Raw genomic sequence first — 14,500 nt, forward strand, 5'->3', positions numbered from 1 at the left:
CTGCAGGAGCCGGGCTTGCCCGCGAAGAAGCCTTCGCCAGGCCTCAGATGGACACGAAGAAGAAACTCGCGATCAAGGCCATCCCCACTGCCCATACCACCGAGCGCAGTACTGCCCAGTCAGCCAGGTAGCAGATGATGTACAGCAGACGGCTGGTGATGAACAGCACCGCCAGCACGTTGATCGTCACCAGCGAGGCATGACCGACCAGATGCGCGATGATCACTGCGGCGGCAAAGGCCGGGGTCACCTCGAAACTGTTCAACTGCGCCGCATGCGCGCGCCTGGCGAAACCTTCGAGGGTTTCCAGGAACGCCCGCGGGTCATGGTTCTGCCGCGGCCCGAACTGGCCACCACTGAACTTGGCGATACCGGTGCACAAGTAGGGCAGGAAGATCGCGATCAATACACACCAGAGTGCTGGAGTCATGACAAAGTCCTTGTTCTTGGAGTTGGATGAACATGTCGACCAGCATGCAGGCACGCCGGTTTCGCGCAAGCCGGTCTAGTCGGCAAAGGCGCACACAACACTAGCGCATCTGATGGCCCGCGGGGCAAATACGTTCACACTTTGACAAGCCTGCCGCCATACGAATGCGTTGGGTACTCACCAGAACCGCTCGGTCACCTTTCAAGCATCATGCGAATCCCTCGGCGCCCCGCTTTCACTGCGGATCTGCGCATGACTGATCAGGGCGAAGATGCAACTGCCGCCAATGATGTTGCCGGCCAGCGTAGGGCCGGCGAAGTGCAGCCAGAACTCACGCCATGACAGTTCCCCGGCGAATACCAGGTAAGAGACCTCGGCCGAACCGGCCACAATATGCGTGAAATCGCCCAGCGCCATGAGGTAGGTGATCAGGATGATGATCCACATCTTCGCGCTCTCCATGGACGGGATCATCCAGACCATGGTGGCGATCATCCAGCCGGACACGATGCCCTTGGCAAACATCTGTTGTGGCTCGTGCTCCATGACCTTGCGACCGATTTCGAGAAAGGCCAGGTCGGTCTTGTTGTCGAAGATCGGCAGATGCAGCATCACGTAGGCCACCAGCAGCGTGCCGCAAAGATTGCCCACCAGCACCACGCCCCATAAGCGCAGCAGGCGACCGAGGTTGCCCAGGGTCGGCTGGCTCATCAGCGGCAGCACCGCCGTCAGGGTGTTTTCGGTGAACAGTTGCTGGCGCGCGAGGATCACCGCGAGAAAGCCCGCGCAGTAGCCGAAGCTGGCGATCACCTTGAACGCCTCGCCCTCCGGCAACCGGGAGTTGAGCAGTCCCATCGCCATCAGCGACAGGCCCATGGTCAGGCCGGCCGCCAGCGCCGACCAGCCGAGCGCGGCGACACTGCGCTCCAGTTCCTGGTCGCCCTGCAGGCGGATGATTTCATGCAGCACCGCCGCCCTTGGCGGCTGGTTGCGTGTGACGTCCTGCCGCTCTTCGGGCGACAGGTCCGGGGTCTTGCCGTCTTTTTGCGTATCCATCGAGTGCCTGAACCCAAGGTGTGCCTGAAAAGTGGGACACCACGGGTTCGCGGCTGTTCAGTGACTGGCGCGATCAGATCGGACTGATCCCGTCCTCCTTGAACTGGTCCTTCACGTACTTGATCTCGGTCCGACCATGAGGCGCCGGCAGGCCGTCTTCGCCCAGGTTGACGAAGACCATCTTCTCCACGGTCAGGATGCTCTTGCGGGTGATCTTGTTGCGCACTTCACAGGTCAGGGTGATCGAAGTACGCCCGAACTCGGTGGCCGTGATACCCAGCTCGATGATGTCCCCCTGGCGCGAGGCACTGACGAAGTTGATCTCGGAGATGTACTTGGTCACCACCCGCTGGTTGCCCAGCTGGACGATGGCATAGATCGCCGCCTCTTCGTCGATCCAGCGCAACAGGCTACCGCCGAACAGGGTGCCGTTGGGGTTGAGGTCTTCGGGTTTGACCCATTTGCGGGTGTGGAAATTCATGCGCGTACCTGACCGTCTTGCCATTGATGCCAGCTATCATGGCAGACCGTACGGTCAAGCTCTATGAACACTCGACTATGGTCGCCATGAGCATTCTTCATCGAACCGACAGAAACCCTTGGGAAGTCCTCGACAGGCCGCTATACTCAGCGCCGATCAAAACGGTCATCTTCCCCTGATACCGTTTACCCGCCACCTGTCCGAGGGGCGCTGCAGCAGGCTCGACCTGTCAGGCTCGGATGGGGCGTTCTCCGGTCGTGATGATGCGCCCGGATACTAAACGCACAACGGCGCCCATTCGCACACTACGAATGGAGGCTCTCTATGAGCGCTGTCAACACGCCTGCAGATTTTACCGATTACAAAGTCGCCGACCTGTCCCTGGCTGCCTGGGGCCGTCGCGAAATCATCATCGCCGAATCGGAAATGCCTGCCCTGATGGGTCTGCGCCGCAAGTATATGGCCGAGCAACCGCTCAAGGGTGCCAAGATCCTGGGCTGCATCCACATGACCATCCAGACCGCCGTGCTGATCGAAACCCTGGTTGCCCTGGGTGCCGAGGTTCGCTGGTCGTCCTGCAACATCTTCTCGACCCAGGACCAGGCCGCTGCCGCCATCGCCGCTGCCGGCATCCCGGTCTTCGCCTGGAAAGGTGAAACCGAGCAGGAATACGAGTGGTGCCTGGAGCAGACCATCCTCAAGGATGGCGCGCCTTGGGACACCAACATGGTCCTCGACGACGGCGGCGACCTGACCGAACTGCTGCACAAGAAGTACCCGCAGGTCCTGGACAAGGTCCACGGCGTCACCGAGGAAACCACCACCGGCGTCCACCGCCTGCTGGACATGCTGGCCAAGGGCGAGCTGAAGATCCCGGCGATCAACGTCAACGACTCGGTCACCAAGAGCAAGAACGACAACAAGTACGGCTGCCGTCACAGCCTGAACGATGCCATCAAGCGCGGTACCGACCACCTGCTGTCCGGCAAGCAGGCCCTGGTGATCGGCTACGGCGACGTGGGCAAGGGCTCGGCCCAGTCCCTGCGTCAGGAAGGCATGATCGTCAAGGTCACCGAAGTCGACCCGATCTGCGCCATGCAGGCCTGCATGGACGGTTTCGAAGTGGTTTCGCCGTTCATCGACGGGATCAACAACGGCACCGAAGCCAGCATCGACAAGGCCCTGCTGGGCAAGATCGACCTGATCGTCACCACCACCGGTAACGTCAACGTCTGCGATGCGAACATGCTCAAGGCCCTGAAGAAGCGCGCCGTGGTCTGCAACATCGGTCACTTCGACAACGAAATCGACACCGCCTTCATGCGCAAGAACTGGGCATGGGAAGAAGTGAAGCCGCAGGTGCACAAGATCCACCGCACCGGCCACGGCGATTTCGACCCGCAGAACGACGACTACCTGATCCTGCTGGCCGAAGGCCGCCTGGTGAACCTGGGCAACGCCACCGGTCACCCAAGCCGCATCATGGACGGTTCGTTCGCCAACCAGGTACTGGCGCAGATCTTCCTGTTCGGCCAGAAGTACGCCGACCTGTCGCCTGCCCAGAAAGCCGAGCGCCTGACCGTTGAAGTACTGCCGAAGAAACTCGACGAGGAAGTGGCCCTGGAAATGGTCCGCGGCTTCGGCGGCGTGGTCACCCAACTGACCAAGACCCAGGCCGACTACATCGGCGTGAGCGTCGAAGGTCCGTTCAAGCCGCACGCCTACCGCTACTGATCGGCCTGGTTGCCTGCTCTCCCGGCGAGAGCAGGCTGTTGTGGGAGCTGGCTTGCCGGCGATGGCAGCGCCTCGGTACTGTTGCAGAATCGAGGCCACTGCATTGCGGGCAGGCAGCTCCCACACTGGTATTCTGAGCTTCCACAGGTATTACCATGTCCCAAGATCGTCGCTACAGCTTCGAGTTCTTCCCGACCAAGACCGATGCTGGGCATGAAAAGCTGCTCGCCACTGCCCGCCAGCTGGCCAGCCACAATCCCGACTTCTTCTCCTGCACCTACGGTGCCGGCGGCTCGACCCGCGACCGCACACTCAACACCGTGCTGCAGCTCGAGAGCGAAGTAAAGATTCCTTCCGCTCCGCACCTGTCCTGCGTGGGCGACAGCAAGAACGACCTGCGCGGCCTGCTGACCCAGTACAAGGACGCCGGCATCAAGCGCATCGTCGCCCTGCGCGGCGACCTGCCCTCCGGCATGGGCATGGCCAGCGGCGAACTGCGCCACGCCAACGACCTGGTCAGCTTCATCCGTGAAGAAACCGGCAGCCATTTCCACATCGAAGTCGCCGCCTACCCGGAAATGCACCCGCAGGCGCGCAATTTCGAAGACGACATCCAGCATTTCGTGCGCAAGGCCAACGCCGGTGCCGACAGTGCGATCACCCAGTACTTCTTCAACGCCGACAGCTACTTCTACTTCGTCGACCGCGTACGGGCACTGGGGGTGAACATCCCGATCGTGCCGGGCATCATGCCGATCACCAACTACAGCAAGCTGGCACGCTTCTCCGACGCCTGCGGCGCGGAAATCCCACGCTGGGTCCGCAAGCAGCTGGAAGCCTACGGCGATGACAGCCAGAGCATCCAGGCCTTCGGCGAGCAGGTGGTCACCCAGATGTGCGAACGCCTGCTGCAAGGCGGCGCGCCGGGTCTGCATTTCTATACCCTGAACCTGGCCGAACCGAGCCTGGCGGTATGGAACAATCTCAAGCTGCCGCGCTGATCCGACAGCAAAGGCCGTGAACAAAAGGTCCTCGCGCAAGCCAGGGCCTTTTTTATTGCAACCGGAATAGCCCGGGACAGAGCCCTCACGCGGCTCTGGCTATTTACTGCGCGCCCATCGTACTCTCTGGCAATGCCCGTCATTGCCCAACTGCTGACAGCCATTGTCCTGACTTGCCTGAGCCTGACGGCCCGGGGCGAGCGACTGCGCATTGTCACCGAACCCTGGGCCCCCTATGTCTACGAGGAGAATGGCCAGGCCAAGGGCCTGGACTACGAGACCACGGCGATTGTCTTCCAGCGCCTGGGGATCGAGGTGGAGTGGCAGTTCCTGCCCTGGAAACGTTGCCTGGCGATGCTCGAACAGGGCCAGGCCGACGGCGCCCTGGATATCTTTCACAGCAGCCAGCGCGACGACAAACTGCTGTATCCCGACGAGGCACTTTCCGAAGTGGAGTTCGTGCTCTTCTACGCCAAGGCCCATCCCCATCCGTTCAGCAGCCTGGATGATCTGCGCGGGCTGACCGTAGGCGTCTCGCCGGGCTATCAGTACAGTCCGCAATTCAACGAATCGCGCCTGTTCCGACACGAACCGGCCCCCAGCCATGAGTCCAACTTCGGCAAGCTGGCCCTGGGGCGCATCGACCTGGTGATCACCGACCGCCGCGTCGGTCAGCATGTGCTCAACGAATTGAACCTGCAGGAGCAGATCGCCCAGTACCCGAGCGTGATCAGCCGCAATCGGCAATACCTGGCCCTGCGTCGCAACGCCGGCATGGACCTGCTGATGCAGCGCTTCAACGCCGAACTCAAGCGGTTCAAGCGCGAACCGGCCTATGCCGAACTCAACGCCCGCTATGCCGGCGCGCCCGGCGCCGGGAAAAAGCAGTGAACCGTTGAGCAGCAGGAACGCGGCACAGGCCGATTGCTCTGTTATACTCCGGCGTTCCCGCCAGGCTTACGCCCGGACGCTCGACCTTGCATCAGGTATTCCGACACAGTGACCTGCGCCGCCAAAGAGCCAGCGCGCGCCGTGCGTAGAGCCTCAAGATCCAGCATTACCGGACGGGATTGCGTCCTCCAGGACCGGACAGGAAAACGCCGCACACGCTGCCGGCCGCTTTCGTTCAGCTCCCAGATGCCATTCGCGCCAGGCAAGATTCCCATCGGGCTTTGCCCTAACTGAACAGGATTACTCATGTCCTTTGCTTCCCTCGGTCTCTCCGAGGCTTTGGTCGGCGCCATCGAGGCCGCCGGCTATACCGAGCCTACTCCGGTGCAACAGCGGGCCATTCCCGCCGTGTTGCAAGGTCGCGACCTGATGGTCGCGGCACAGACAGGTACTGGTAAAACCGGCGGTTTCGCCCTCCCGATTCTGGAGCGGTTGTTCCCCAACGGTCACCCGGACAAATCCCAGCGTCACGGCCCGCGCCAACCGCGCGTACTGGTCCTGACCCCGACCCGCGAACTGGCCGCCCAGGTGCACGACAGCTTCAAGCTCTATGCCCGCGACCTGAAATTCGTCAGCGCCTGCATTTTCGGCGGTGTCGGCATGAACCCGCAGATCCAGGCCATGGCCCGTGGCGTCGACGTGCTCGTCGCTTGCCCGGGGCGCCTGCTGGACCTGGCCGGGCAAGGCAGCGTCGACCTGTCTCACGTGGAAATCCTCGTGCTGGACGAAGCCGACCGCATGCTCGACATGGGCTTCGTCCATGACGTGAAGAAAGTTCTCGCACGGCTGCCGGCCAAGCGGCAGAACCTGCTGTTCTCGGCGACCTTCTCCAAGGACATCACCGACCTGGCGAGCAAGCTGCTGCACAACCCGGAGCGCATCGAGGTGACGCCACCGAACACCACGGTCGAGCGTATCGAGCAGCGTGTGTTCCGCCTGGCCGCCAGCCACAAGCGCGCCCTGCTGGCCCACCTGATCACCACCGGCGCCTGGGAACAGGTGCTGGTGTTCACCCGCACCAAGCACGGTGCCAACCGCCTGGCCGAGTACCTGGACAAGCACGGCCTGACCGCCGCGGCGATCCACGGCAACAAGAGCCAGAACGCCCGCACCAAGGCCCTGGCAGACTTCAAGGCGGGCGAGATCCGCATCCTGGTCGCCACCGATATCGCCGCCCGCGGCCTGGATATCGACCAGTTGCCGCACGTGGTCAACTTCGAGCTGCCGAACGTCGATGAAGACTACGTCCACCGCATCGGTCGTACCGGCCGTGCCGGTCGCTCGGGCGAGGCGATTTCCCTGGTCGCCCCGGACGAAGAGAAACTGCTGAAAAGCATCGAGCGCATGACCCGGCAGAAAATCGCCGACGGCGACCTGATGGGCTTCGACGCCAGCGCCGTGGAAGCGGAAAAACCGGAAGTACGCGAGCGTCCGGAAGGCCGCAACCCGCGCAACGCGCGTGCTCCCCGTGGCGACGGCGCCAACGGCGGTGGCAGCGGTAGCGGTCGCAAGGACAAGGGCAAGGACAAGGGCGGCAAGGAGAAGCCGGCGAACAGCGGTCGCGGCGAGCGTCCGGCCCGTGAGCAGAAGCCTCGCGAGCAGCAGCAACAGCGCCAGATCCCGCGTCCGGCACCGGACCGCGACCCGGAAGAGTTTCTCGATGACGACGTGGACAACTTCGGCAACCGTGTCGACTACGTGCCACAGGCCGCCAAGCCCCAGGGTCATGGTCGCCGTCCCGGCGGTGCCGGACAAGGCGCAGCCCGTGGCGGTGCAGCCCAGGGCCAGGGTCGGCAGAATGGCCAGCGCGGCAGCAACGGCACCGGTGCAGGCGCGGGCGCCCAGAAGCGTACTGGCCGTAATGGCGCAGCGCGGGATGGCCAGCCACGTCGCGACGACTCGCGCAACCGTCGTCCGGCCCGGGACGACCAGTCGTTCCGCCAGGAGCCGGCGGTGAAAAGCCCTCGTGAGAACCAGCCGAAGATCATGCACAAGGAGTCGAAGATCGATCGCTCCCTGACGCCTGAGCAACTGGACCAGTTGCCGAACCGCCCACGCGGCGAGAAACCGGCGTTGCTGACCCGCAATCGCTGAGTATTCCCTCGGCAATGAAAAACGCCCCCGGTTCGTGAGAACCGGGGGCGTTTTTCATTGTGGCCGGCTTCCCCTGCAGGAGTAGGGTTTGCCCGCCAAGCCATGCCCATCGGGCCCCTTCGCGAACAAGCGCTGCTCCTACAGGAAAAGTATTACTTGGCCTTTACGCCTTCGAACGAGATGTCCAGGTCCAGAGTCTGGGAGGATGGGCCTGGGCCCTTGATGCCGAAATCGTTCAGGTTGAGGGTGGTGGTACCGTTGAAGCCGGCACGGTAGCCGCCCCATGGGTCCTTGCCTTCACCGTTGAAGGTGGCCTTGAAGGTCACCGGCTTGGTCACGCCGTGCAGGGTCAGGTCACCGGTCACGTCAGCGGTTTTCTCGCCAGTGGATTTGACGCTGGTGGAGACGAACTTGGCTTCCGGATACTTGGCAACGTCCAGGAAGTCCTTGCTGGCGATGTGCTTGTCACGCTCGGCGTGGTTGGAGAACAGGCTGGCGGTCTTCAGCTCGACCTCGATCTTGCTCGCTTCAGGCGCCTTGGCGTCGAAGCTGAACTTGCCGCTCCAGTCCTTGAAGGTGCCGTGTACGAAGCTGTAGCCCAGGTGGCTGATCTTCCAGTCGATGAAGGCGTGCTGGCCTTCCTTGTCGATCACGTAGTCAGCGGCCATCGCCTGACCGGCAGTGAACAGTGCGGTACCGATTGCCAGGGCGGCGAGAGTCTTTTTCAACATGCTTCTATTCCTTTTGAGTCGAGGTTGAACATCAGGCTTTGCGACCCAGCATGCGGGTCAGCGTCGCATCACGATCGATAAAGTGGTGTTTCAGCGCAGCCAGGCCATGGAGAACGGCAAAGATCACCACGGTCCAGGCCAGGTACAGGTGCACCGTGCCAGCCACATCCGCCTGGTCGGGGATGCTGGAAATCCAGGCCGGCACGTCGAACAGATTGAACACCGGAATCCCGACACCTTCTGCGGTGGAAATCAGGTACCCGGAGAACATCAGGGCGAAAAGGCCCAGATAGAGGAACGCATGGCCGAACTTGGCGCCCAGGCGGGTCAGGCGGCCATGATTGGACGGTGCCGGCGGCGGCGGGCTGATGAAACGCCAGGCCAGCCGTACGACCATCACCGCGAACAGGGTCAAGCCGATACTTTTATGCAGGTCCGGAGCGGCCTTGCGGTACTCGCTGTAGTAGTCGAGACCGACCATCCACAAGCCCAGCGCGAAAAGGCCGAAGACCACCAGAGCCACGCCCCAATGCAGGAGCATGCTGACTGCGCCGTAGCGGGAAGATGAATTACGTAGCTGCATGGCCGAGAGATCCTGTAAGTACTGCGCCCAAGACTAATGGTTTACCTATCGAATTAAAGCGAAAAATTTTGCTTTGAAATATCGAGAAATACGATCATAAGTCTGGAACGAGCGGGTTAAGAAAATATTAAGGTCGCCGCCTATCCGGAACACCCCGGCGGGCGACTTTATTCGAGGCACCGGAGGATAATCGTTGCAACCGCTGCAGGCCTCGTCGCCCGGACACTTCGCCGGTGGCGAGGCCGTTGAATGACCGGCACGGGTTGTCCCGTAGCCCGGCATTGCATAGGCTTGCGCGATTGTTGGCCCGCGCCTGTCGCAAGGTGCCCGTGGGAGAGTGGAAATGAGCCTGAACAACCAGTGGATGCAACGCGATCTCGCGGTGCTGTGGCATCCCTGCACCCAGATGAAAGATCACGAGCAACTGCCGATGATCCCCATCAAGCGCGGCGAAGGCGTGTGGCTGGAGGATTTCGACGGCAAGCGCTACCTCGATGCCGTCAGCTCCTGGTGGGTCAACGTGTTCGGCCACTGCAACCCGCGCATCAACCAGCGCATCAAGGACCAGGTCGACCAGCTGGAGCACGTGATCCTCGCCGGTTTCAGCCACCAGCCGGTGATCGAGCTGTCCGAGCGCCTGGTGAAGATGACCCCCGAAGGCCTGACCCGCTGCTTCTATGCCGATAACGGTTCGTCCTGCATCGAAGTCGCGCTGAAGATGAGCTTTCATTACTGGCTCAACCGCGGCCAGCCGCAGAAGAAACGCTACATCACCCTGACCAACAGCTACCACGGCGAGACCGTGGCGGCGATGTCGGTAGGCGACGTGCCGCTGTTCACCGAGACCTACAAGGCCCTGCTGCTGGACACCATCAAGGTGCCGAGCCCGGACTGCTACATGCGTGCGCAGGGCATGAGCTGGGAAGAGCATTCGCGCAACCTGTTCCAGGTCATGGAACAGACCCTGGCGGAGAATCACCAGAGCGTCGCCGCAGTGATCGTCGAACCGCTGATCCAGGGAGCCGGCGGCATGCGCATGTACCATCCGGTGTACCTCAAGCTGCTGCGCGAGGCCTGCGACCGCTACGGCGTACACCTGATCCACGATGAAATCGCCGTGGGCTTCGGCCGCACCGGCACGATGTTCGCCTGCGAACAGGCCGGTATCCGTCCGGACTTCCTCTGCCTGTCCAAGGCGCTCACCGGCGGCTACCTGCCCCTGGCGGCGTGCCTGACCACCGAGGACGTCTACGGCGCCTTCTACGACGACTATCCGACCCTGCGCGCGTTCCTCCACTCCCACAGCTACACCGGCAACCCGCTGGCCTGTGCGGCGGCGCTGGCGACCCTGGATATCTTCGAGCAGGACAACGTCATCGAGAACAACCGGACCCTGGCCCAACGGATGGCCAGTTCCACCGCGCACCTGGCGGATCACCCGCACGTTGCCGAAGTGCGCCAGACCGGCATGGCCCTGGCGATCGAGATGGTCCAGGACAAGGCCAGCAAGGCCGCCTACCCGTGGCAGGAGCGCCGTGGCCTCAAGGTGTTCCAGCATGCCCTGGAGCGCGGCGCCCTGCTGCGGCCGCTGGGCAACGTGGTGTACTTCCTGCCACCCTACGTGATCACGCCGGAACAGATCGACTTCCTCGCCGAAGTGGCCAGCGAGGGGATCGACATTGCCACCCGCAGCGCGGTCAGCGTGACGGTGCCGGAAAACTTCCATCCGGACTTCCGTGATCCGGGCTAACCCCACAGAAGCCAAGCGGGCGCGCGCGACCCATTCGCGGCAGTGCGGCGCCCCGGCAACCCATCATTCCGATATCCAGAGATACACCATGAGACTGTCCCGCTTCTTTATCGACGCCCCTCTGAGCCTCGGCGAACACGAACTGCCTGAGGCCCAGGCCCACTACATCGGCCGCGTACTGCGCATGGCCGAAGGGGACGCGCTGCAGGTATTCGACGGCTCCGGCCACGAATTCCTCGGTACCCTGCTGGAAGTCGGCAAGAAGCACGTGCGTGTGCAACTGACCGAAAGCTTCGCCGGCCAACCGGACTCGCCGCTGCACATCCACCTCGGCCAGGGCCTGTCCCGGGGCGAACGGATGGATTGGGCGATCCAGAAAGCCACCGAGCTGGGCGTCAGCGAAATCACCCCGATCGTCAGCGAGCGCTGTGAAGTCCGCCTCAAGGACGAGCGCGCCGACAAGCGCCTGGCCCACTGGCGGCAGATCGCGATCAGTGCCTGTGAACAGTGCGGCCGCTCCACCCTGCCGGTGATCCACCCGCCGCTGCCGCTGGGTGAATGGCTGAAACAGGCCCAGGCCGAACTGAAACTGGTGCTGCACCCGGTGGCCGAACCGCTGACCAGCCATCCCAGGCCGGCCAGCCTGGCCTTTCTGATCGGCCCTGAAGGCGGTTTGTCCGACGCCGAAGTCGAGCAGGCGGCCAAGGCCGGCTACCTGCCCGCACGCCTCGGTCCGCGGGTGCTGCGCACCGAGACCGCACCGGTGGTGGCCCTGGCGGTGGCCCAGCAGCTGTGGGGCGATTTCTGACGCATCAGATCACGTACCAGAAGATCGCCACGAAATGCAGGGCACTGCCGGCGATCACGAACAGGTGCCAGATCCCGTGGGAATGCCGTAGCCGGTGATCCAGGGCGAAGAAGATGATGCCCAGGGTGTATAGCGCCCCGCCCGTGGCCAGCCAGATGAACCCGGCCATGCCCAGGGCCGCCAGCAGCGGCCTGATCGCCACCAGCACGATCCAGCCCATCACCGCATAGATCACGATCGACAGGATCCGCGCCTCCGAGCGCGGCTTGATCTCCTGCAACATGCCGATCACCGCCAGCCCCCAGACGATGCCGAACAACGTCCAACCCCATGGTCCGCGCAGAGTGACCAGGCAGAACGGCGTGTAGCTGCCGGCGATCAGCAGGTAGATCGACAGGTGATCGACCTTCTGCATGATCACCTTCGCCCGCCCGCGGACGCTGTGGTACACGGTCGAGACGCTATAGAGTGCCATCAGCGTGACCCCGTAGATCGCCACGCTGACGATCTTCCACGGGCTGCCATCCAGGCTTGCCATCACCAGCAGCCAGATCGCGCCGATGCTCGCCAGTATCGCCCCCACCAGATGGGTCCAGGCGTTGAGTCGTTCCCCGTGATACATGTACCGCCCACCTCCATTGCTCAGGACACTTCATCAGGCCCGCTACGCCATGCCTGGCCCAGTCGCCCGATGCCCTGTACAGCCGCTTCCTACCTTCAAAGAGGAAACAAGCTTCCGGATTTCGCTCCATAGATTAAAAAAAAATCGCCGGCCGATACAGAAAATGGAAGGCCCCGCATCATCACCCCACGGGAGCCCGCCATGACCCGAACACTCCAGGCCTGGAACCGCGAAAAGCTGATCGAGCATTCGCTGTCCTGGATACACCGCCTCGATCGCTCCCAGGTCATCGAAGTCGATTGTGCCCTGGAGTATGCAAGACGCCGGGGCAGATCGCCCCTGGACATGACCCCGCGGGACTTCCCGCTGCCCACGGTACATGAATTGCTGCAACGGGCCGTCCTGGAAACCGAGCGGGGCCTCGGGGTATTCCTGATCACCGGATTTCCCGTGGCCGACAAGACGCCCGAGCAGGCACGCCTGCTCGCCTGGGGTATCGGCCTGCACCTGGGCGTGCCGCTGGTACAGAATCACGCAGGCGAGTTACTGGTTGATGTCCGTGACCGCCAGCAACCCCATCACCCGACCCATCGCAGCCACATCACCAGCCGCTCCATGGAGTTCCACACCGATGCCTGCGACCTGACCACCCTGCTCTGCCTGCGCCAGGCGGCCCGTGGCGGGCTGTTCCGCCTGGCCAGCCTGCGGGCCGTGCACGACCGGCTGATGCGCGAGAATCCGGCGTTGTGCCAGGCGCTCTATCAACCCCTGGCGTTCTACGACCCGACACGCGACAGCGCCAGCGACAGGCGCTTTTTTCTCTGCCCGGTATTCGCCCTGGAACACGGCGTCTTCGCCAGCCGCTTCTATCGTCAGCGCAACCTCGACTGCGAGCGCCTGCCGGGGGCACCGCGCCTGGGCAACATCGCCCGCGCCGCACTGAACGCGGTGCATGACACCGCCTGCCTGCCGGACATGTGCCTGGAACTGGAGCTGTTGCCCGGCGACCTGCAGTTTCTCAACAACCACCTGGTCTGCCATGCCCGCACCAGCTTTACCGACAGCGCGCAGCCCGGCCGCCAGCGCCACCTGCTGCGCCAGTGGCATGCCACCGCCTGCAGTCGTCCACTGCCCGAGAGCTTCCTGCCGGCCTATGGCAACGTCAGGGCCCAGGCCTTGCGCGGCGGCTATCAGGGTTGTCCGGTCGATGAGACGCTGCGGGCCTTCCAACAGCGACTGGCGGCCAGCAACGGCCTGATCGGTTGAGCGGGGGCCACTGAAAAAGCCTCAGCCAACTCTCCGGGACTTGGGCACAATCGGAGCATTCGAAAAAGAGTCCGTCCCATGTTGATCGATGAAGAACTGACCCTGAAAAAGCTCGAAGTGTTCCTGGCCTTCATGCGCACCGGCAACCTGGCCCGGGCGGCGGCCGAACTGCAGACCAGCAACGTCAGCGTGCACCGCGCCATCCACTCCCTGGAAAATGCCCTGCGTTGCCCGCTGTTCAAGCACGAGGGGCGCAACCTGACACCGCTGGAAAGCGCCTATGTGCTGGAAGAGCGGGCGCAGAAACTGATCCAGGACGTGGTCGAAAGCGTGCGCCTGACCCGTGAGGCCGCCGGCTTCTGCGCCGAACGCTTCAAGCTCGGCTCGCTCTACTCACTGACGGTGAAGACCGTGCCGCAGTTGATCATGGGCCTGAAGATCCGTCGCAGCGAGCTGAACATCGACCTCATCCTCGGCTCGAACATCGACCTGCTGTACAAGCTCAGGAACATGGAAGTGGACGCGATCCTGGTGTCGCTGGACGAAACCACCCAAGATCCGGACTGCGAACACCTGCCGCTGTTCTCCGACGATATCTTTCTCGCCACGCCCGCCGACTCGCCTTTCGCCCAACAGGCCCAGGTCGACCTGGCGGACCTGCGCGACATGACCTTCATCACCCTGACCCAGGGCTTCGCCACCCACCGCGACGGCAATCGGGTGTTCGAACAGGCGGGCTTCGAGCCCAAGGTGGCGATGCAGGTCAACGATATCTTCACCCTGCTGAGCATGGTCAGCTCCGGCGTCGGCTATGCGCTGCTGCCCGGGCGGATCGCCGCGGTGTATGAAAACCGGGTGAAACTGATTCCGCTGCAGCCGCGCTACCACCTGCAGCAGCATATCGGCGTGGTATTCCTCAAGGCCAAGGAGCGCGACCCCAACCTGCTGGCACTCCTGGCGGAGTGCCGGATGTATGCCAACCATCGCGCCTGA

At 63.0% G+C, this 14,500-nt stretch carries 14 protein-coding genes and 1 riboswitch; of the genes, 8 read left to right on the plus strand and 6 right to left on the minus strand.

Annotated elements, in window-relative coordinates:
* Positions 1-43: 43 nt before the first annotated feature.
* From ACMGT0_RS29595 to ACMGT0_RS29605, 3 genes are all read right to left on the minus strand, one after another.
* Positions 44-430 (minus strand): MAPEG family protein, encoded by a 387-nt coding sequence (locus ACMGT0_RS29595; RefSeq protein WP_054059723.1) that lies wholly within the window; start codon positions 428-430, stop codon positions 44-46.
* 201 nt (positions 431-631) lie between these two features.
* A complete protein-coding gene (locus tag ACMGT0_RS29600; protein ID WP_054059722.1) occupies positions 632-1,486 on the minus strand; it encodes a formate/nitrite transporter family protein in 855 nt (284 codons plus the stop codon).
* Between the two features lie 73 nt (positions 1,487-1,559).
* Complete coding sequence (locus tag ACMGT0_RS29605) at positions 1,560-1,967, minus strand: acyl-CoA thioesterase (protein ID WP_054059721.1); 408 nt, start codon at positions 1,965-1,967, stop codon at positions 1,560-1,562.
* 196 nt (positions 1,968-2,163) lie between these two features.
* Positions 2,164-2,270, plus strand: a riboswitch (S-adenosyl-L-homocysteine riboswitch).
* A gap of 21 nt (positions 2,271-2,291) precedes the next feature.
* Between ACMGT0_RS29605 and ahcY the strand changes: the two genes are divergently transcribed.
* From ahcY to ACMGT0_RS29625, 4 genes are all read left to right on the plus strand, one after another.
* Positions 2,292-3,701, plus strand: coding sequence for an adenosylhomocysteinase (ahcY, locus tag ACMGT0_RS29610; protein WP_416770825.1), 1,410 nt, complete (start codon positions 2,292-2,294; stop codon positions 3,699-3,701).
* 155 nt (positions 3,702-3,856) lie between these two features.
* A complete protein-coding gene (gene metF / locus ACMGT0_RS29615) occupies positions 3,857-4,702 on the plus strand; it encodes a methylenetetrahydrofolate reductase [NAD(P)H] (RefSeq protein WP_054059719.1) in 846 nt (281 codons plus the stop codon).
* Positions 4,703-4,834: 132 nt separating this feature from the next.
* Positions 4,835-5,593 carry a substrate-binding periplasmic protein gene (locus ACMGT0_RS29620; protein WP_054059718.1) on the plus strand — a complete coding sequence of 253 codons (759 nt, stop codon included), beginning with the start codon at positions 4,835-4,837 and terminating at the stop codon, positions 5,591-5,593.
* 306 nt (positions 5,594-5,899) lie between these two features.
* The gene (locus ACMGT0_RS29625) at positions 5,900-7,747 is read left to right on the plus strand and encodes a DEAD/DEAH box helicase (RefSeq protein WP_416770827.1); all 1,848 of its coding nucleotides are present in this window, start codon (positions 5,900-5,902) and stop codon (positions 7,745-7,747) included.
* A 152-nt stretch (positions 7,748-7,899) separates the two neighbouring features.
* On the opposite strand, the gene ACMGT0_RS29630 is transcribed toward ACMGT0_RS29625, so the two are convergent.
* Together ACMGT0_RS29630 and ACMGT0_RS29635 are read right to left on the minus strand one after the other, a co-directional pair.
* Positions 7,900-8,478 carry a YceI family protein gene (locus ACMGT0_RS29630; RefSeq protein WP_054063523.1) on the minus strand — a complete coding sequence of 193 codons (579 nt, stop codon included), beginning with the start codon at positions 8,476-8,478 and terminating at the stop codon, positions 7,900-7,902.
* Between the two features lie 31 nt (positions 8,479-8,509).
* Positions 8,510-9,061 carry a cytochrome b gene (locus ACMGT0_RS29635; RefSeq protein WP_054063524.1) on the minus strand — a complete coding sequence of 184 codons (552 nt, stop codon included), beginning with the start codon at positions 9,059-9,061 and terminating at the stop codon, positions 8,510-8,512.
* 343 nt (positions 9,062-9,404) lie between these two features.
* Here ACMGT0_RS29635 and ACMGT0_RS29640 point away from each other — a divergent pair, with 343 nt between their 5' ends.
* Both ACMGT0_RS29640 and ACMGT0_RS29645 read left to right on the plus strand, forming a co-directional pair.
* Positions 9,405-10,811: an adenosylmethionine--8-amino-7-oxononanoate transaminase gene (locus ACMGT0_RS29640; protein WP_416770830.1), complete on the plus strand. Its 1,407-nt coding sequence runs from the start codon at positions 9,405-9,407 to the stop codon at positions 10,809-10,811.
* A gap of 88 nt (positions 10,812-10,899) precedes the next feature.
* Complete coding sequence (locus tag ACMGT0_RS29645) at positions 10,900-11,619, plus strand: 16S rRNA (uracil(1498)-N(3))-methyltransferase (protein WP_054063526.1); 720 nt, start codon at positions 10,900-10,902, stop codon at positions 11,617-11,619.
* A gap of 4 nt (positions 11,620-11,623) precedes the next feature.
* Here the strand turns inward: ACMGT0_RS29645 and trhA are convergent, their stop codons facing one another.
* Complete coding sequence (gene trhA / locus ACMGT0_RS29650; protein WP_054063527.1) at positions 11,624-12,241, minus strand: PAQR family membrane homeostasis protein TrhA; 618 nt, start codon at positions 12,239-12,241, stop codon at positions 11,624-11,626.
* 201 nt (positions 12,242-12,442) lie between these two features.
* On the opposite strand from trhA, the gene ACMGT0_RS29655 reads away from it, so the two are divergent.
* Both ACMGT0_RS29655 and ACMGT0_RS29660 read left to right on the plus strand, forming a co-directional pair.
* A complete protein-coding gene (locus tag ACMGT0_RS29655; protein WP_416770832.1) occupies positions 12,443-13,507 on the plus strand; it encodes a TauD/TfdA family dioxygenase in 1,065 nt (354 codons plus the stop codon).
* A 78-nt stretch (positions 13,508-13,585) separates the two neighbouring features.
* Positions 13,586-14,500 (plus strand): LysR substrate-binding domain-containing protein, encoded by a 915-nt coding sequence (locus tag ACMGT0_RS29660; RefSeq protein ID WP_273825242.1) that lies wholly within the window; start codon positions 13,586-13,588, stop codon positions 14,498-14,500.

The organism is Pseudomonas sp. RHF3.3-3, assembly GCF_048069595.1.
GTDB lineage: Bacteria > Pseudomonadota > Gammaproteobacteria > Pseudomonadales > Pseudomonadaceae > Aquipseudomonas > Aquipseudomonas fuscovaginae_B.